General features: G+C 58.4%; 18 protein-coding genes and 2 pseudogenes. 8 read left to right on the top strand and 12 right to left on the bottom strand.

Annotated features, from left to right (window positions below; genetic code table 11):
• Positions 1-178: 178 nt before the first annotated feature.
• Both JQK88_RS16000 and JQK88_RS15995 read right to left on the bottom strand, forming a co-directional pair.
• A complete protein-coding gene (locus JQK88_RS16000) occupies positions 179-709 on the bottom strand; it encodes a YciE/YciF ferroxidase family protein (protein WP_203278818.1) in 531 nt (176 codons plus the stop codon).
• A gap of 355 nt (positions 710-1,064) precedes the next feature.
• On the bottom strand, positions 1,065-2,009 hold the full coding sequence (locus tag JQK88_RS15995) for a DUF72 domain-containing protein (protein ID WP_192252135.1): 945 nt from the start codon (positions 2,007-2,009) through the stop codon (positions 1,065-1,067).
• Between the two features lie 346 nt (positions 2,010-2,355).
• Here JQK88_RS15995 and JQK88_RS15990 point away from each other — a divergent pair.
• Together JQK88_RS15990 and JQK88_RS37410 are read left to right on the top strand one after the other, a co-directional pair.
• Positions 2,356-3,053, top strand: a protein-coding gene (locus tag JQK88_RS15990) for an IS5 family transposase (protein WP_246749844.1) whose coding sequence is annotated in 2 segments (ribosomal slippage) — positions 2,356-2,680 and positions 2,680-3,053 — 699 coding nt in all. Because the reading frame shifts where the segments join, the coding sequence is not laid out codon by codon here.
• Positions 3,054-3,758: 705 nt separating this feature from the next.
• Positions 3,759-4,404: pseudogene (locus JQK88_RS37410) on the top strand (transposase); the annotation flags it as partial.
• Between the two features lie 45 nt (positions 4,405-4,449).
• Here JQK88_RS37410 and JQK88_RS15975 read toward each other — a convergent pair.
• Positions 4,450-5,647 (bottom strand): annotated as a pseudogene (locus JQK88_RS15975) (IS256 family transposase).
• 1,189 nt (positions 5,648-6,836) lie between these two features.
• Here JQK88_RS15975 and JQK88_RS15970 point away from each other — a divergent pair.
• From JQK88_RS15970 to JQK88_RS15960, 3 genes are all read left to right on the top strand, one after another.
• Positions 6,837-7,616: an SDR family NAD(P)-dependent oxidoreductase gene (locus JQK88_RS15970; RefSeq protein ID WP_192252132.1), complete on the top strand. Its 780-nt coding sequence runs from the start codon at positions 6,837-6,839 to the stop codon at positions 7,614-7,616.
• Positions 7,617-7,624: 8 nt separating this feature from the next.
• Entirely contained in the window at positions 7,625-8,209 is a 585-nt protein-coding gene (locus JQK88_RS15965; RefSeq protein ID WP_203278815.1) for an SDR family NAD(P)-dependent oxidoreductase, read from the top strand.
• A 688-nt stretch (positions 8,210-8,897) separates the two neighbouring features.
• On the top strand, positions 8,898-9,185 hold the full coding sequence (locus JQK88_RS15960; protein ID WP_203278814.1) for a hypothetical protein: 288 nt from the start codon (positions 8,898-8,900) through the stop codon (positions 9,183-9,185).
• Positions 9,186-9,997: 812 nt separating this feature from the next.
• On the opposite strand, the gene JQK88_RS15955 is transcribed toward JQK88_RS15960, so the two are convergent.
• Positions 9,998-10,219: a DUF768 domain-containing protein gene (locus tag JQK88_RS15955; protein WP_203278813.1), complete on the bottom strand. Its 222-nt coding sequence runs from the start codon at positions 10,217-10,219 to the stop codon at positions 9,998-10,000.
• Between the two features lie 403 nt (positions 10,220-10,622).
• Here JQK88_RS15955 and JQK88_RS37405 point away from each other — a divergent pair, with 403 nt between their 5' ends.
• Entirely contained in the window at positions 10,623-11,375 is a 753-nt protein-coding gene (locus JQK88_RS37405) for a Crp/Fnr family transcriptional regulator (protein ID WP_376740419.1), read from the top strand.
• 133 nt (positions 11,376-11,508) lie between these two features.
• Here the strand turns inward: JQK88_RS37405 and JQK88_RS15945 are convergent, their stop codons facing one another.
• Together JQK88_RS15945 and JQK88_RS15940 are read right to left on the bottom strand one after the other, a co-directional pair.
• Positions 11,509-11,847, bottom strand: coding sequence for a low affinity iron permease family protein (locus JQK88_RS15945; RefSeq protein ID WP_192252120.1), 339 nt, complete (start codon positions 11,845-11,847; stop codon positions 11,509-11,511).
• Between the two features lie 632 nt (positions 11,848-12,479).
• The gene (locus tag JQK88_RS15940; RefSeq protein WP_203278811.1) at positions 12,480-13,337 is read right to left on the bottom strand and encodes an ATP-dependent DNA ligase; all 858 of its coding nucleotides are present in this window, start codon (positions 13,335-13,337) and stop codon (positions 12,480-12,482) included.
• A 128-nt stretch (positions 13,338-13,465) separates the two neighbouring features.
• On the opposite strand from JQK88_RS15940, the gene JQK88_RS15935 reads away from it, so the two are divergent.
• Together JQK88_RS15935 and JQK88_RS15930 are read left to right on the top strand one after the other, a co-directional pair.
• Complete coding sequence (locus JQK88_RS15935) at positions 13,466-13,654, top strand: DUF3606 domain-containing protein (protein WP_192252115.1); 189 nt, start codon at positions 13,466-13,468, stop codon at positions 13,652-13,654.
• A gap of 34 nt (positions 13,655-13,688) precedes the next feature.
• Positions 13,689-13,919: a hypothetical protein gene (locus JQK88_RS15930; protein ID WP_192252113.1), complete on the top strand. Its 231-nt coding sequence runs from the start codon at positions 13,689-13,691 to the stop codon at positions 13,917-13,919.
• A 43-nt stretch (positions 13,920-13,962) separates the two neighbouring features.
• On the opposite strand, the gene JQK88_RS36940 is transcribed toward JQK88_RS15930, so the two are convergent.
• The 6 genes from JQK88_RS36940 to JQK88_RS15905 form a co-directional block, all read right to left on the bottom strand.
• Positions 13,963-14,097 carry a hypothetical protein gene (locus JQK88_RS36940; RefSeq protein ID WP_281434865.1) on the bottom strand — a complete coding sequence of 45 codons (135 nt, stop codon included), beginning with the start codon at positions 14,095-14,097 and terminating at the stop codon, positions 13,963-13,965.
• 111 nt (positions 14,098-14,208) lie between these two features.
• Positions 14,209-14,406: a DUF768 domain-containing protein gene (locus JQK88_RS15925; protein WP_203278810.1), complete on the bottom strand. Its 198-nt coding sequence runs from the start codon at positions 14,404-14,406 to the stop codon at positions 14,209-14,211.
• Between the two features lie 762 nt (positions 14,407-15,168).
• The gene (locus JQK88_RS15920) at positions 15,169-15,408 is read right to left on the bottom strand and encodes a YciE/YciF ferroxidase family protein (protein WP_312037279.1); all 240 of its coding nucleotides are present in this window, start codon (positions 15,406-15,408) and stop codon (positions 15,169-15,171) included.
• A 182-nt stretch (positions 15,409-15,590) separates the two neighbouring features.
• The gene (locus JQK88_RS15915; RefSeq protein WP_203278858.1) at positions 15,591-15,842 is read right to left on the bottom strand and encodes a GlsB/YeaQ/YmgE family stress response membrane protein; all 252 of its coding nucleotides are present in this window, start codon (positions 15,840-15,842) and stop codon (positions 15,591-15,593) included.
• Positions 15,843-15,931: 89 nt separating this feature from the next.
• On the bottom strand, positions 15,932-16,249 hold the full coding sequence (locus JQK88_RS15910) for a DUF4112 domain-containing protein (protein ID WP_246749843.1): 318 nt from the start codon (positions 16,247-16,249) through the stop codon (positions 15,932-15,934).
• 97 nt (positions 16,250-16,346) lie between these two features.
• The gene (locus JQK88_RS15905; RefSeq protein ID WP_203278808.1) at positions 16,347-16,826 is read right to left on the bottom strand and encodes a YidB family protein; all 480 of its coding nucleotides are present in this window, start codon (positions 16,824-16,826) and stop codon (positions 16,347-16,349) included.
• Positions 16,827-16,881: the final 55 nt, after the last annotated feature.

Below are 16,881 nucleotides of genomic sequence, written 5' to 3'. Positions count from 1 at the left end.
CGCTCCCCGTCGAGAGTTCCGCACTCGACGACAACTTTCGCGCCGCGACCACTTGCGCTCCGCAGACCGTTGAATTTGCCGCCGGATGCAACAGAGTCTTGCGTACAAGCAGCCGACCAGCAAAAGCAATGGCCACGACGATATTCCCGTGGCCATTCTTTCGGTGGGGACTGGGAGATCAAGCCGCTTTTTGCTGCTCAGCCGCCCTGTCATTCACACCGGCCTCGCCGAGGGACGTTAGGGCCTCGTCAGTGGCCTTCTCCTCTTCAAGCGTGGCGGTGAGGAGTTGGACGATCTCATCCTTGCCGAGTGATGTCGCCCAGGCGATCAGGGTGCCGTAACGTGCAATCTCATAGTGCTCGACCGCTTGCGCGGCGGCGACAAGACCCGCGTCGATTGAGGCCGAACCCTTGTATTCATCCAGGATATCGGATCCTTCCTCGATGATTCCGTCGATGGCGGGGCAAGTCTTGCCGCGCGGGGCAACGCCAAGGATATCGAACACCTGCTCAAGACGCTCGACCTGGCCCTCGGTCTCGGTAAGGTGTTTCTCGAAGGCGGCGGAAACCTGCGAGTCGTCCGCGCCCTTGGCCATCTTCGGCAGGGCTTTGAGAATTTTCTTTTCGGCGTAGTAAATGTCCTTGAGGCCGTCGAGGAATAGGTCATCGAGGCCCTTGGTGCTGGCATTTGCTTTCTTGGTGGCTGCCATATGACAATCTCCTTTGGTTGAAATCACCCCTTCGGGTGCTAATCCAACTCTAATCGTCACGGCGGGTTCCTCCGAAAGTCAGGTGTGATGGGTTTTTCTTTTCGGCGTTGGTCATTTCTTCCGATCCCGAGAAATAGCACCCGGACCTTGTGCGAGCTGGCTAGCGTTGGCGATAAGGAGTCTGCCTTTCCCCTGCCGGAGTTACATCACGGCCGCCCAACCCTCTGACCCGTGAGGAAGGGACCGTGGCCATTATCGATCCCGACCTTCACATCGACCAGATCAAGGTGAAGACACAGGATTTCGAATAGGGGCGTAGAAGGAATGAGCGCTCAAAACGGAAGTTAGCATCTTGTTATGCATCTGCCGGATCGGCACCGGTATGCGGTCGAAGGTCCAAGGGTTGGTCCTCCAGCAAGCGTCGCATTGCCATAGCATTCTTTGGCGCAAAGCCGTCATAGTCGTTATTGAAATAAACCCAGGCTCTCTTGGCGCCGCTGACTCGAATTTTGTCGGCCCATTTTGTTAGTTCATCTGCGGTGTAATCATGCCGATACCAACGCTCTGGACCGTGGAGCCGCACGTAGACTTCATCGGCGGTCCGTACCAGGACATTCGGAAGACGAGGGCCGCTGCATGAGCAAAAGATTGTACCCGTCGCTCGAAAGGCCGAGTAGACAGTTTCGTTCCACCAGCTGCCGTGACGAAACTCCACAACATTGCGCCGGGCGGGGTCGAGTTGGACGAGAATGCTGTTCAACCTCGCCTTTGTAAAATGGTAGCTGGGCGGGAGCTGGAACAGAAAGCAGCCCATTCGCTCATCCAGGATATCGGCAATCATCCCAAAATCCGCCACGAGGGTTTTGGTGCCCTTGAACCTCTTGATGTGGGTGATCAGCTCGCAGACCTTTACCGTATAGACGAACCTGCGGTCTCCCGCTTGCCGAACCCAGCTTTTGACATTTGTGACGGTTGGCCACGCATAAAACGATGCATTGATTTCGACAGTGTCGAACTGGTTCGCGTAGTGATCGAACCACTCGCTTGTGGGCAAGTCCGTCGGGTAAAACTGTCCCTGCCATTTCCAGTAAAACCACCCCGAGCAGCCCACATAGATGGATGCCTCCAAGTCCGACACGGTATGCCCCCCGCGCTCTGCGCTTTCCCCGGCCACGCGGGCAATATGCATTTTTTCGGCACGCTCTATGTTTTCGATTCGCTGCTTCTCCCTGCGCAGCCGACGCCTTTCGCGGCGCTCATCAGGCACAAGTTCTTTCCGCTTGATGGCTTCCACATCCATGAAAAAGTCCTTCCGGCCGTAACGCGGCTGCAGCCGGATGGCTCCGTCCCGCCATGCTGATCGCCATGCAGGTGACACATGCCTTGACCGTGCCAGGTGGCCTTAGTCTCAGAGGGATGGCCAAAAAATCGGGCGTCGGTCTTCATAGACGGTGCGACCAACGCCATATGGCCACCCAGCCTCCAAAACGACACAAGCTCGCCCCCCGAGACCGCACTGCGGCCGTCAACCGGCAGCTATGATCCAGGAACCGGAAAACCACCTTGCCTAAAATATCAGACTAACTTCGAGTGCCGTCCCCCCTCATTCGCAAGGTGGCAGGAGTTGCCGCCTTGAGTGATTGCTGATGTTGACGCCGGAGCAGATGCGCCGGATCGAGCCCTATTTTCCTTTGTCGCATGGTATGCCGCGTGTAGATGTTTGCCGGGTGCTGAGCGGCATCGCGTTAGTAATCCGCAATGGCCTTCGCTGGCGAGATTCTCCTTCCGACTACGGTCCGGACAAGACCATCGACAACCGCTTCATCCGCTGGAGTCGGCTGGGTGTGTTCAACCGCATCCTGGCGGAACTGGCCGCGCAGGGCGGCGAAACGGACAATCTGATGATCGATGCCACCCATCTCAAAGTGCATCGCACTGCCGCCCGCCTCCTTAAAAAGGGGCTCTATCCCGATGTATTGGACGCAGCCGAGGCGGACTGACCACCAAGCTGCAAGTGGTCTGTGACGGCAAGGGACGTCCGCGGCTGCTGCATCTGAGCGAAGGGCAGGCCAATGATTACAAGACTGCTGCGGCAGCGATCGAGGATTTGCCCGCCGCCAAATCCCTGCTCGCCGATCGGGCCTACAGTTCAGCGGCCTTCCGCCAGGCGCTCGTCGAGCGCGGTATCACGCCATGCATCCCACCCCATGCCAAGCATCGTGTTCAGCACAGCTACGATTCTGTCCTGTACCGACAACGCCACAGGATCGAGAACATGTTCGCACGCCTCAAAGAAGCACGCATCCACACCAGTTACGACCAGTGTGCTCACACCTTCCTGTAGGCGATCGCCTTCGCTGCAGCCTTCATCTTCTGGATCTATGAGTGCTGATCCTAGGCGTATACAGTGCCGCTTCCCGGTGAGTGAAGACCGGTCAATGCCTGGCGGTTACCGCTTTTGCGCTGGGCCAACTTGCCGGATCGCACTACTCGATCACCGCCAAAAGCATTGTGACCGCCGTCGACCCTCGTCGAGGCCGTTCGGGTCTACCGTTGGCTCAGCGACGCGCCGCCCTGGGTTACGTTTGGGTGGATTGAGTCGTCCGCGCGCTGGCTGCGCGCGTCACCCCGTGGGCTACCACATGCCCCGCAGGCAATCATGAAAACGTAACCCCGCAGCGATGCCGTCGCAGCGCTCAAGAAGGCCTACAAGATCTCAACGCTGCCGCCAGTGTGCGACTCGCCGGTCGTTTCGCCATGATCGATGAAGGGCTGGGTTCCAGCTCTTACCTTGGTCGCCATCTCTGCCTAGCGACAGCGGGGAAAACATGTTTCCGACCCGGCCTGCGCAGGGGGCGGAGTCGATTGGACCTTTGGAAAGGAGCGGGCATTTGGGTTATGATCCTGACGACTATCGTGCCAATTTACACCCGGTAGCGGACATTCCAAATCCGCGGTCAAACGGCCGCTTTGCGCCGGTGGGTTCAATAGGTCATTGCAACATTCTTAATCTGAGAGGATGAGGAGGTGTTGCATGGTGACGTAATGGATCTGGTTTACGTCAGCGCAGAAGGCCGAGCTTTGGGAGCGATGGAAGCAAGGTCAGAGCATTTCGTCGATCTCGCCGCACTGGACCGCCGGAACAAGACCGGCGTTCAGCGGATCGTATCCTTACAGGGCGGCATTGCTCCCGTCAGCAAGGCGTAGAGCGGCCTCGGCGCTCGGGCTGGCGGAGCGCGAAGAGATCTCTCGCGGGATCGCGGCGGGTCTCGCAATCCGCGCTATTGCACGAAGTCTCGGGCGATCCCCATCGACAATATGTCGCGAGATCTCGCGCAATGGCGGTGCACAAACGTATCGTGCAACCCGGGCTGACAAGCATGCTTGGGAGCGAGCGCTGCGCCCGGAGCAGTGTCGCCTGGCATGCTCTGGACGGCTACGATGGCGGGTAGCGCAAAAGCTGGCGCTGCAATGGTCGCCGGAGCAGATAGCGGGCTGGTTGAGGCGAGAGTACCCGGACGATCCAAGCATCCGGATATCTCAGGAAGCGATCTATCGCAGTCTATTCGTCGCGCGGGGTGCTCAAGAAGGAACTGACAGCGCATCTGCGTACCAAACGACAGATGCGCCTCGCCAAAGGCGCACAGAGCCGGACGGGGCAAGAACAAATACTCGATCTGATCTCCATCCGCGAGGTTGTGTGCGTCAAGTTCTGCAAAAAGGGGCGCCCATGGTAGAGGTCATGCGGCTTGGCGCAGAGCGAGCTTCTTGTGCTCGCGCAGATCATCCATGTTGATGTAGCGGTTGGCCTCCATCCAGTTTTCGTTGGTCTCGACAGCCAGCGCCCTGACCAGGCGCAGGCAGCTTTGGGCGTTGGGAAAGATGCGCACGACATAGGTGCGCCTGCGGATTTCCTCGTTGAGGCGCTCCAGCATGTTGGTGGACTTCAGGTGCTTGTGGTGCTGGCGCGGCAGGCAAAAGAAGGTCAGCGTGCGTTCGATGGTCTCCTCCACCCATGTCAGTCAGCCGCGGATAGCGGCCCGACCATTTGGCAAGCCATGCGGCGAGATCGGCCTTGGCCTCGGCGAGATCGCGTCGATCGTACAGCCAGCGCAGCTCCTGCAGGCAGTCGTCGCCATGCTTGCGCGGCAGATGATCGAGCGCGTTCCTGAGGAAGTGCACGTAGCAGCGCTGCCAGGCCGCTTCCGGCATCACTTCGCCGATCGCCGCGACCAGGCCGGCATGATCGTCGGAGACGACCAGCTCGACGCCCTTGAGGCCGCGCGCCTTCAGCGCCACGAGGAAGTCCTTCCAGGCCGAGCGGCTCTCGCGATTGGCCATCTCCACGGCCAGAATCTGGCGCCGGCCGTCCCAGTCGATGCCGACCGCGATCAGCACCGCCTGGCTGGTGACGATGCCGGCCTCGCGCACCTTCTCGTAGCGGGCATCGAGGATGAGGTAGGGGAAGGGCTCGTGAAGCGGGCGCTCGGCAAACGCCTTCAGGCTCTCGTCCAGGCGTTTGTTGATGGCCGAGATCGAAGAGGCCGAGAAGGCATGGCCACAAAGCTCTTCGGTGATCGCCCTGACCTTCCGGGTCGACACCCCTTGCACATACATCTCCGCAAGCGTGGCAACCAAGGCCCGCTCGGAGCGCTGGTAGCGCTCGAACAGTTCGGTGGAAAAGCGGCCGCCCCGGTCCTGCGGAACCCGCAGCTCAAGCTTGCCGACCCGCGTGACAAGCGTGCGGCCGTAATAGCCCGAGCGATAGCCCAGCCGCTCCGGCGTTCGCTCGCCCTTCGAAGCGCCTAGCGCCTCATCCATCTCCGCCTCGAGAACTTCCTGCATCACCGCACGGATCACTTCGTGCAGCCCATCCGGGTCCGAAAGCAAAATGTCTTTGACGGCAGCGCCGGCGGTCTTACTTTCGGTCTTGGTCATGGTGGCGTTCCTTCCAGGGAATCGGTGACGTTGAGCATCACCAGCCTGCCATGACCGCCCCCTCTCAGCGAATTTGCAGAACTCTCAGCACACTACCCATCCGCGATCCAGCAGTGCGGACGCTAAGGCGCTTCCCGCAGTGGCCGGTGTGGTCCGTTGCCGCCACGGTGGACCCCACTGCACCGGCCTTCCTCTACGGCACCCGCCGGCCTCGCGTCAGACGGCTGTCGATAGAAGGAATCGGCGATATGCGGGAACCGAGTTCAGAGGCCGACGTTTTTCCTCCAGGTCGCTTTGCGCGTGTTGAACGGAGGAAATTGAGATGAACATCAAAATGTTCACGACGGGCGCGATAGCTCGCAATGATGACGGGATAAGCGCTGACTGGTAACACGTCGGCGCTTGATGATCCGGCAGATTTCAAGATCGCATGGATGGGCGGTGCTGAAAGACTGCGGAGACACCACGCTCAACAAGTCGCACGCGGATTTCTGCACCATGGCGAAGAAGATGGGCGCCTGAAATAACCTCCCGTGGCGCGGAAACGACAAGCTCTAAAGGCGTAGTTCCCGTATTTGAGCCCGTCCCTAACGGGCCCTTTTTTCGCGAGGGTGTTCGAGGTGATCGCCGACGCCCTGCAGCATCGCGCAGGCGGTAGCGGAATTGGCTGACATGCGGAAGTCGAAACGATTCTGGATTGCAGCAGAAATCCTGGCAACTCTTGTTATCGTTGCTCTGGTGATGTTCCTGTCTGTTGCCGCGCTGGCGCTGCATTGAGCCTGAACTCCCGACTGAGACTGCGCCGCCGGGAAGTCACTTTCCACTAATTAAACGGCGCACGCTGACCGGTGATTTTTTCGATCGACTTCAACAGTGGCTCGTGGATGTTTGGAAGGTTTGTTCTTGCCATGGTAGCGAACTCCACTTGAGGGGATCGCCGCAACGAGGACTAAAACCCTACGTGCCTTCGCAGCACTCGCTCCGGAACCGGACGGGCGCAGTCTGTAACACGCCAAGGTTTATAGGCTGCAATGGCCGACGCCAGTGGTTGGGAACCGCGGGTTGGCAGGCGCCGGCCACACGCTGCCGGAGCGGCGGCGGAATAACCGCCAGCCGCGACACGACAGGTTGTCCGCGCCTTGGGCTTATTATAATAGTATAACTCGAACTGGTCAGGGGCGGAACAGACATGCGCTGCGATTTTCGAGGCAAGGTAGCGCTGGTCACGGGAGCCGCGGGGGCGATCGGCAGTTCCATCGCCAAACGCCTGTCGGACAATGGCGCCGCGGTCGTCGTCGCCGATATCAACAGCGACGGTGCGAGCCAGGTCGCGGCCGGTTTAAGCGATGCGATCGCTTGCACCGTCGACATCCGCGATGCCGCCTCCGTCGGCCGCGCCATCGCCGCCATCAAGGACCGCTTTGGCCGCCTCGACATCCTCATCAACAATGCCGGCGTCAACACGCTGGCGCATCGCGTCACATTGAATGAATTTCCCCCTGAGGAATGGGACCGCATCACCGGCATCGATCTCGACGGTCTCTACATCATGAGCCGCGCGGCATTGGCGCCGATGCTCGCCGCCGGCAAGGGCGGGCGCATCGTCAACATCGCCTCGGTCGTCGGCCTCGCCGCCATGCGGCTGCAGAGCCCGTTCGTCGCCGCCAAGGCCGGCATCATCCATCTGACACGGTCGATGGCCATCGAACTCGGAGCCAAGGGCATCCTGACCAATGCGATTGCGCCGGGCTCGGTGATGACGGCGCTGACGGCAAAACTGTTTTATGGCGACGATGGAAAGTTTGCCGGCCGCACCCAGGAATTTCTCGCCCATGTCCCACTCGCGCGACCGGCCCGGCCCGAGGAGATCGCCGAGACCGTGCTGTTCTTGGCTTCGCCGGCCGCCAGCTACATCAACGGCCAGGTGCTGGCCGTCGATGGCGGCTGGACGGCGGGGTACATGATGTGAGTGAGGCCATGGAAATCGATCTCGCTGGCGCTGCGATCGCGCTCGATGGCGACAGCAACCTGATCGCCGAGGCAACACTTGTTGCGTTGCTGGCCAATGGCGGCCGGCTTGTCGAAGGCTTTCATGCGCGTGAGGCCGACATCCTGCTGATGTCCTATCCGTTGCGGCCTGGAACGGTGGCGGGCGATCCGCGATCGCTTTACGCCGATGCGCGCAAGGCCGCGGTGACCATGACCGAGCGCGGCAGCGGTCGCATCGTGTTCCTGCTGTCGGTGACCGCCGGCATGCCGATGCGCCGTCACCCGCACTTCTCCATGGAGAACGCCTCGATCCTTGCCGGCATGCGCACGCTGGCCATGGAGTTCGGCCCCAAGGTGCTGGTCAATGCCGTCGGCGTCGGGGCGGTCGAGGATGAAACCATGGTTTCCGGCGACAAGGCGATGCTCAGCCACACCCCTGTCGGCCGCGCCGGCACCATCGAGGAAGCGGTTGCAGCCGTTCTGTTCTTCTGCGATCCCCTGAACACCTATACGACAGGCCAGATGCTTTGTGTCGATGGTGGATGGATGGCAGGCTATGGGCGCAATTTCTGAACCGTTGATGCTGAAAGCCGAAACCGGCCGGCCAATCACGTACCGACACCGTTCCCAATAAACACAGGGTCAACAGGGGATAAGTGTGGATGAGGAGCGAACTCAGCCTTCCGTGATCACACCATAACCGGATCCTGACCAATCGGGCATGTGTACAGCGCGGCGGACCTGTTCCGCTTGTGGCCGGCGCCAACCATGGCGCCGGCCATTCTCAACCTGCGGCCGGTCACTCATTCCTCCAGATTGGAACGCGGTTGATCTAGATCGCGACCAAGCGGCGGATACGAAGGCACACTACCTCTCGACCGGTCGGTGAGAACGCTTGTCCCTGCCGTTTTCGCAGTTCATTCGATGCGCCAGGGAATCTACGTCGACATCGCCGAAAATTTGGATCAGGTCATCGGGAAAGTAGTTGTACAGCCGCTTGCAGTAGCGGCACTGGCCGCCTTCCATCGTAAAGATTGGACACGGATAGTCTCGTCGTTTCGGCGCATAAGTTTCGGGCATCCCCTGAAATGAGGAACATATTCCTCGGCAGTCAATAGCACCTTGACTCAATCGTTCTCATTTTGTTCACTTTTGGCAAAGACCCAGCCATGAAACCGATAACCGCCACCGAATCCGAACAGCCCGAGATTTACGCACGGTAAGGCGCGAGTTGTCCGCCATACACCGGTCAGTCAACAAGATGGGTAAGCAGATGCGTGGCCTATCCGATGTCAGTCAAAAGGCGGCCATTGCCGAACTGACGGCCATATGGTGCTTGGCGAATCCGGAAGACCTCGATCTGGCTTTGTCGCTTTCTGAGGCCATACGCCATCAGACCGACATCTATAGCCGGGAAAGCAAAAAACGCCCGCGGCGCGCGCCACTGATGGTCCAGCGGAGCCGGAGGATCCTACCGCGCCGAATAACCACGCAATATCCGCCAAACTATTTTGCGGGCGCGACCGGCAGCGGCAGGCCAGACGATTGATCCCTGGTACCATCCGTCCCGCTAATGTCGGACGTACCCTTTACATCATTGGACGTATTCACGCTTGGCGCTTGGTAAGCGCTGTCGGACGGAAGATTAGCGTTGGGATCAGTGACCCCGGTCCCCGCCGACGCAGTTGTCGAGATCAGCCCCACGGTCAGTGCAATAGCAGCAAACAGCTTCATGCGTTCCCCCCTAGTCCTGTGGCTTCATAGCGTGGTGCTTCCGCTGCGTCACTCAGGCCGCCTCTGCGTTACGGGCGATCAGAGGCCCTGCGCAAGAGCATCGTCGGTTCCGCTTTTAGATTACCACAGCGAGCACTACCGCGCGCTTCGTGAGGTCCATGAGCCGCTGTTTAAAGCGATTGTGACCATCACCGGTCCAGTGGAATGGGACAGGGCCGGCAAGGCCTCCTGGCTGGGTAGCGCCTATCGGCTCTTAACCTTGCCTGTCGTTTGAGACCCGGTCTTTGACGAGCTGGCCTCTTTGAGAAGTCTTAAAGCTTCATCTCGGGTAAGGCCGCACCTGCGGGCATAGAAATCGGCCTCGGCCACACGTTCGCGGTCGATTGGCTCCTCTCGGATCTTCTTTGCCTTCTTAACCACGGTCCATATCATAGAGCATTTGAGGAGCCTAAAAGGTTAATTCCGCCGAGCCGCCGTGCGGTAATGCCGCTGTCTAGCCGGATAGGCGCCCATCGCATCCGGTCCCCTAAAACTTCACTTCATCGACCACCTCACCACCAGCACCATCACGATGCCGACGAGACAGAAAGCGACCCAGACGCTGGTCATGGATTGCAGGGCATGGCTTTAATCTGCCATGCCGGCGTTGTGATGCACGATCGCGTCGAGGATCGCTTCATAGACGCTGCCCGAGTCTTCCTCGATTTCGACGCAGTTGATCCCGAACGCCTTAGCATCGGCGAACAGCTTTTGCGTCAGCTCGGCGACTGAGATAATGTCGGCGCCGACCGTCTCGGGAACGTTGCCGGAAAGCCACTCGTGAAGGAAGTTAGTGCCACGTGTGCTCATCTCTTAACGCTCGTCGGCTCGAAACGGCATTAAACGTCTGGGCGGAGCATCGTTTTCAGGAAAGCCGATATGCCGGTCTGCCGGCGCGGATTGTAGCGCACGTTCAATATCAGCCCAGGCCTTGGGCTGGCTCATCATCTTCAATAAAGCGGGGTGCAGCCCATCCCCGCGCGCTGCTGCAATTTCATGCATTGATCTAAAGAGCAACATGGGGACGCATCCGTTATCCAGTGAGACCTGGAAAAGCAACGACGCGTGCGAACCGATGTTCCAGTAGGAAACAAAAAAGCCCGCCCCGCCGACGCCACAGGACGCAAAAATCCCAGAAGGAAAGGGCGGGCTAGAACGGATGGGAGTACCATAAATTCAGTCGTCTGATTATGAAACGTGTTAAAAGTCAGCGATGTCCAGCTTGACAACGCCGCTAATGCGAAAGCTCGAAAGCCTAGGTCGACTTTCATCAGATGAACGCGAGAGCGTCGAAGCTATGAAGCTTGTCGGTAAAGAGTTGAGTCCCGGTCAGCAAGTTGCGCTAGAATGGAACGAGCCAAGCCGCTGCTGCTTGGTGGTTGAGGGGCTCCTGCGGCGGTACAGCAATTTGAGCAACGGCACTGTGCAAACACTGTCAATTCACGTCCCGGGCGATATACCTGATCTGCAGGGCCTGCATCTTAGAACCATGGATCACACACTCGCGTCGATCGGTGGAAGCAAGGTTGCCCTCCTTGCACACCGCGAAATCCTCGACGTTCTCCGTAAATCACCTCGCCTTGTAGCTCTATTTTGGCGGGAAAGTTTAGTTGATGCAGCCGTCGCGCGCGCGTGGGTAAAGGTGTTAGGCGGCCATGACGCGTTAGGGAGGTTCGCCCACCTCGCCTGTGAGCTTTACGTGCGCATGAGAGTGATGGGCCTGGTAAGCGACAATTCTTATCCCTTACCAATAACCCAGGTTCACCTCGGGGAGACTATCGGGGCGAGCGTCGTTCACGTAAATCGCATTTTGAAGAAGCTGCGCGATGACCGCCTTTTAGTTCACAAACGAGGGCGGCTGGTCATTCTGAATTGGGACCGCTTAAGCGAGGTCGCAGACTTCGATCCCGCGTACCTAAACCTCCGAGAGCCGCTCTATTTGGATCTAACGCCAGCGGGCGGTTAGTCGTCTCCGTCCGTAGATTGTGTCGCAAATCTCCCTTCGCAGTGACCGCAACAAACCGCTGGGAACTGCGGTCTTTGAGTTTCCGGCGACCGGCCCGGTGCGGCGATAGTCAGCCACAGGTGACGCGACGTTCTTAGCTCCCGTCGCTAGTCGCTGCTTCGGCCTCCAGGATGGCCAATTTAGCTTTGATCTCTTCCGGGTCTGCATGTTCGAGCCCAACGACATCGTTCCTAGTTTCGTTAAGCGCCACTATGATCTCGTCCAGCTTCGCATGGATGGCGGCTGTGTCGCGATAGCCTTGGATCAGCACCACCCCAGTGATGATGATGGCTGCAACCGACAGGGCATATGTGACAACGTTTGTGAGACCGAATGGAACCAGCGCCGTGCAGATCACCATAGCTACAATCATCAGGTAAAAGCCGGGGGGTCGAGAAAGAAAGTCCGCTGCAAGGAAGAGGAGACGGTTCATTCCTGGCCTCGCTTCAATATTCGCGCTTCTCGCACCACGGACGCATAATCGTAGCCTACCATCGAAGCTATTGATCGGATCTTGTCCTCAGGGAGACCCGTTTCGCAAGCGACTCTGCGCACAAACTCGGCCTTGGGATCGAGCTGTTTCTCTTCGTTAGGGTCCATGCGGTTCACCATTCGGTAGCGCATACTCAGCGTCCGAAGTGAACAAATGTTCCAACGGCTGCAAGGAATTAGGAGTGCGAGACCAGTTTCTTGTCCACCCCGACAGTGTCCGGCGTGCCGGCAGGCTTGTTGATATAAGTCCTTAAGGAACACCGGATCGCTATGCAAAGCGCTATGCACGACAAATGCACGCCTTGCTCGATCAGCCTTTTTGCCGCTACGACGGATCCGCCGTCGGTGAGGCGCGGATGTCCAGAACAGCTGCATCAGCGAGATAATCGGCGAGGTAGGTCTCAGCTTCTTTGCAAGCTCGCAGCAGTGGAGAAACCAGCCTCGACCAACGATACCTCGAGGTCGAGTCTGATCAAAACCTTGTCTTCAAGCACCAAAACGACGGGTGCGGGTATAGGCCAGGAGGCCTCTTCGCCCTCAGGCCGATACGACCGATTGGAGGAACTCAACAGCCTATTCGTCTTCGCGAAAATCCTGAAGCGAGGCATGCCTCAGGTCTTCCTCGCCGCGTAGATGCTTCACACGGCCGATCAGGCCCGGCTTCACCCATTGCGTAGCCGGCCGCTTCATGCCCTTTGGCGCCGGTCCAGAGTGCTCCTGAACGCGCTTCCATAAGCGGTCTCGGATTGCACCGCGTGAGTTGATGAAGGCGGAGCCGACATACTGCCCGGTCTTCCGATCGGCCATCAGCGCGAAGGCTGGCTTGCCCGGCTCTCGCTCTACGCCGAGGAGGTCGTATTCCTCCACCATGTAGCTCTTGATCTTCAGCCAACTGGTCGACCGGCCGCTCCGGTACTTGCTGTCGCGCCGCTTCGAAACCATGCCCTCGATGCCGGCTTCATCGATTAGATGGAATATTGCCTTGGCGTCTCCGGGCAGCGCCTGGCTGAACTGGATCCGGTCATCAGGGAGGATAATACCCTCCAGGATCTCGCGCCGGTCTTCGAGGTCCATATCCCGCAGATCATGACCGTTGAGGTGGAGCAAATCGAAGGCGACGAAATAGAGGTCGTGCTGGCGGCGGGTGATCGCCTTGCGCAACTCATGATAGTCGGAAAGCCCAGCTTCGTTGAGCACGACTGCTTCACCATCGATGATGGCGCTCTCGACGCCGAGCCGTTTCGCCGCGCCGGCCAAGTCGCGATATTTCGCCGTCCAGTCATGACCGTTGCGCGTGAAAATGCGGACGTCGTGATCGATAATGATCTGGGAGCGATAGCCGTCGAACTTGACCTCGTGAATCCATTCGTCGCCTTCGGGGGGCTTCTCCACAAGGGTCGGCAACAAAGGCTCGACGAACTTCAAACGCATGAACTGACTCGTAAATCCAGGATTCAATTAGCTTTCGCTGAAATAGTTCCCGGAACGTGACGCCAGCTTGAAACAAAGTGCGGCGAGCGACGTTGGGGGTCGTCACCTGTCAACCGAGGAGCACTGACATGACCGACGACAAGAACAAGCTTGGCTATCAGGACCGCGCTCGCGTCAGCGGCGATGAGGAGTATGAAGTTGGCTATCTCGCCAGCAAGTTCGGTCTTGCACCCGACCAAGTGCGGGAACTTATCAAGAAGCATGGCAACAGCCGCGAAACACTGGAGCAGGAAGCCAAGACGCTAGGAAACCGCTAACTGACTGCGTACCTTCGAAAAAGGAGCCTGTTAAATGCTCGCAGGGGATATTGCGGAACGGCGACTGAAAATGCTAGTGGAGCAGTACGTCGAAGTACGGAAAAAGAACCATGACTTCGTGTCTACGGAGCTTGCCTCCAAGGCGATCCGGCAGCTTATTTCGCCGCCGATTGGGGCTGAGGCCCTTGATAACATGATTGCGAAATACGCCATCCGGCATGGGCTAACCGTTCGCTTTGACGGTAAGGAAAATCGCCCGACATGATCAGATCGCAAAAAAAGCCCGCCGGCCGAGCCAGCGGGCGAATTCACAAGGTGCAGCCTTGCACCATCGACATTGGCCGACGTAACACCCGGTGGCAAGGGGTGACGAACCATTCTCCGCAGGCTTCGACCACTTCGATGCAAGGCAAGGCCTTGCGGAAGGGAACTACGTTATCCATCACAGCCTCCCTACGAAAAGCAATGGCAACGTCGAATTTCATAAGACCGGCTAGCGGCGGTTTTCAATATCGAAAGTTCGGCTCCCGAGCCGCTCCCTGCCATCCGAGTCCCTAGCGCAACCCCTGCATGATGGCTTCGAAGATCAGGCCAATTTCTTCATCGATCCTGCCCCGGAATGCCTTGGGTTTCCGCCTCCCATCGCGTCCACTGCCAATATCGATAACCAGCAAGACCGGATCGACAATCGGATTGTCAGGCAAACGGTCTGATATTCTGTGATAGAGAAAATCACTCCCGCGCTTGCTCATTCTTCCCTGAAGTCTTGCAGCGAAGCATGCCGCAGGTCTTCCTCGCCCGGCAGGTGCTTTACACGGCCGACCAGGCTCGGCTTGACCCAACCCGTCGCCGGCCGCTTCATGCCCTTCCAGGCGGCTTGGGGTGGCCTACAGACGGCGTTTCTGCACTTGCTCCCGGTCTAGAGTTCGCGCTGCTTCTCTGCCTCACTGGCCAGCCTGTAGACCTCGGGCAGCGGTTGCCAGGCAGCCGACTTAACCTTCATTGTCGATTGCGGCTGCCGAAAGCCTCAGTGTTCGATCCCGACGACTTTCGAACCCGTGGAAACACGTCGAGATGTTGAGCTTAGGGAGGTGCACCACGCGCGCCGGCCACTGTCGCCCGACCCCTTGCCACGGCGCCCAGCCTTTCCCAGGACGCTCAATAAGCTCGTGGTCTTGCAAGGAGCACCTCACCGCTGAAGGTCCGGCAGATCTCACATAAGTCGCGGCTTATCGGCCTCAGATCGCCGCAGAAAGGTCAAGGGAACATATTAGCCAAGCGAAGTTGAAAATGTTGGAGCACCACCAAACACTAGATAGCTATGAAGGTGATCGGCCATGCCTCCGACGAAGTGGCGGTCGGCTCCTGGACCCATTAACAAACAGAGCTGAGCCCGCTGTGCAGTTCGTCGGATGCACCGGGCGCCTCCTCCCCTGCTATGCGCCTTACAGCCTAAGGGGCGCCTATCACTCCAAAGGCCAGGAATGGCTGCTCGCAACAGGAAGGCCAGGGGATTAATTTGTCCTGTTAATCAACGTAACCGCAAGGTTCGTCAGCTTGTTGTTGGTGGCTTTTTCCTGGTCGAGGATCTCGCTGAGCAACTTGTGCGCCTCATCATGCCCAAGATCCTTTGCCCATTCCCGCAGCGAGCCATACCGGGATATCTCATAGTGTTCGATTGCCTGACAAGCCGCATGCCCCATGCATTTGTCATCGGGCGACGCATTTTGAGCCCCAGTTGCATTGGAGTTCACTAGCAATGCACCAACGCTTCCGATGTTCCGGGTGGGAGCTACATCCCTCAAAATCTGAGAGCTGGGACAGCCTATGGTGATTGCGGCGTCGACATAAGCGCTGCAAGAGGGCTGTGAAAAGGCGTGTGATCCCAAGGATCACACGCTTAAATCAGGAATAGAACGCGCAAGACCGATTGGCGTTAGCGTCTAATCATTCGGGCCACGGCAATCAAAATACATGCCCCGATGAAGCCGGCGACAAGATAGCCAAGCCAGCCGGCCAACGATACGCCCAGCAACCCGAGAAGGACGTTGGCGACGATGGCGCCGACGATCCCCAGAATGATGTTCATGAGCACGCCCATATTGCTTTTCATGAACATCTCGGCTAGCCAGCCGGCGATACCGCCGATGACAATAGCAGCTATCCAACCGACACCTGAATTTTCCATATTTTCCCCTTTACTTGAACCGAAATTGGTTCGGCGGGAAAACGTGTCATACGCCAATAAAGTTCCTCCGGCCAGCTGCCAGCTTCCGCCTAGCTCTTGAGGTGACGACGAAGCAGTCGGATGTTGCGGTTGTTGGCTTTAAAATAGATATCGAAGATTGAACCGAGAACAGGAACGCTTCCCCCTACCGTATCAAGCAGCACGTTCCCTAGCATGCGGGCGACCAAGCCATTTCCAGCACCGCAGTTTCGGGCTCGCACCACGATATATGCCGAGACTAGGCTCGTCGTCACATCTCCGAGTACGGGCACCAGACCCACCAGGGCGTCCAGTCCAAAACGAATTGATGTTCCTGGAATGCGCCAGCGGGAATCAAGCAACGCGGCCAATAAGTCCAACTCGACCATTGCTCTTGCCACCTCAGAATTGCGATGGTCCTGCCGGCTCGTCTCAGCCGCCGGGCGTGTGCGGTTTATCAAATCGCCCCGGTCTAAAGCTGTGGCTCTAGACATTGCCCTGGCCGGTTGAATTCTTAGCTTGTGGCCTACGCGTGGGCACGTCATCAAGCAGGGTCGTCTCATCAGGGGGCAACTGACCATTTGGCGTCATCTTATTGACCGCCTCGGGTAAATCCCGGGTGATCCTGCTGATGAGTTCCTCACGCGAAAGGCCGGTCTGCATTGAGAGGGACGTCAGCGTGTCTTCGTCTATTGCCGCTTCCACGTCGCTTGGCTGGATAGGCTGGTTTGGCCCGGTGCCAACCCAAGAGTCGACCTTCGATTCTGCACCTGCCCCCCTGAATCGGTCCAGGATGTCACCGAGCGCTGTCCCCGAGACGCCTTTCGATATCTGATCCAGAATCCCGCCTTGCGGGTCGTTTGTAGTGCGATCTCCCGCCCCACGGATCATGTCGCCGATCTTGTCGCGATTCTGGTATGCCAGGACGCCAAGCATCGCGATCGCCAATCTTCCCAGATTTGCCATTTTTGTCTCCTCCACGGTTCAAATGGGGGAAGGGCTCAGCTTCACAAAAGTTCCG

The organism is Mesorhizobium caraganae (assembly GCF_016836705.1).
In the GTDB taxonomy this organism is placed as follows: Bacteria; Pseudomonadota; Alphaproteobacteria; order Rhizobiales; family Rhizobiaceae; genus Mesorhizobium; species Mesorhizobium caraganae.
The sequence above is the reverse complement of the archived record's forward strand: the minus strand, read 5'-3'. Positions and strand labels throughout refer to the sequence as shown.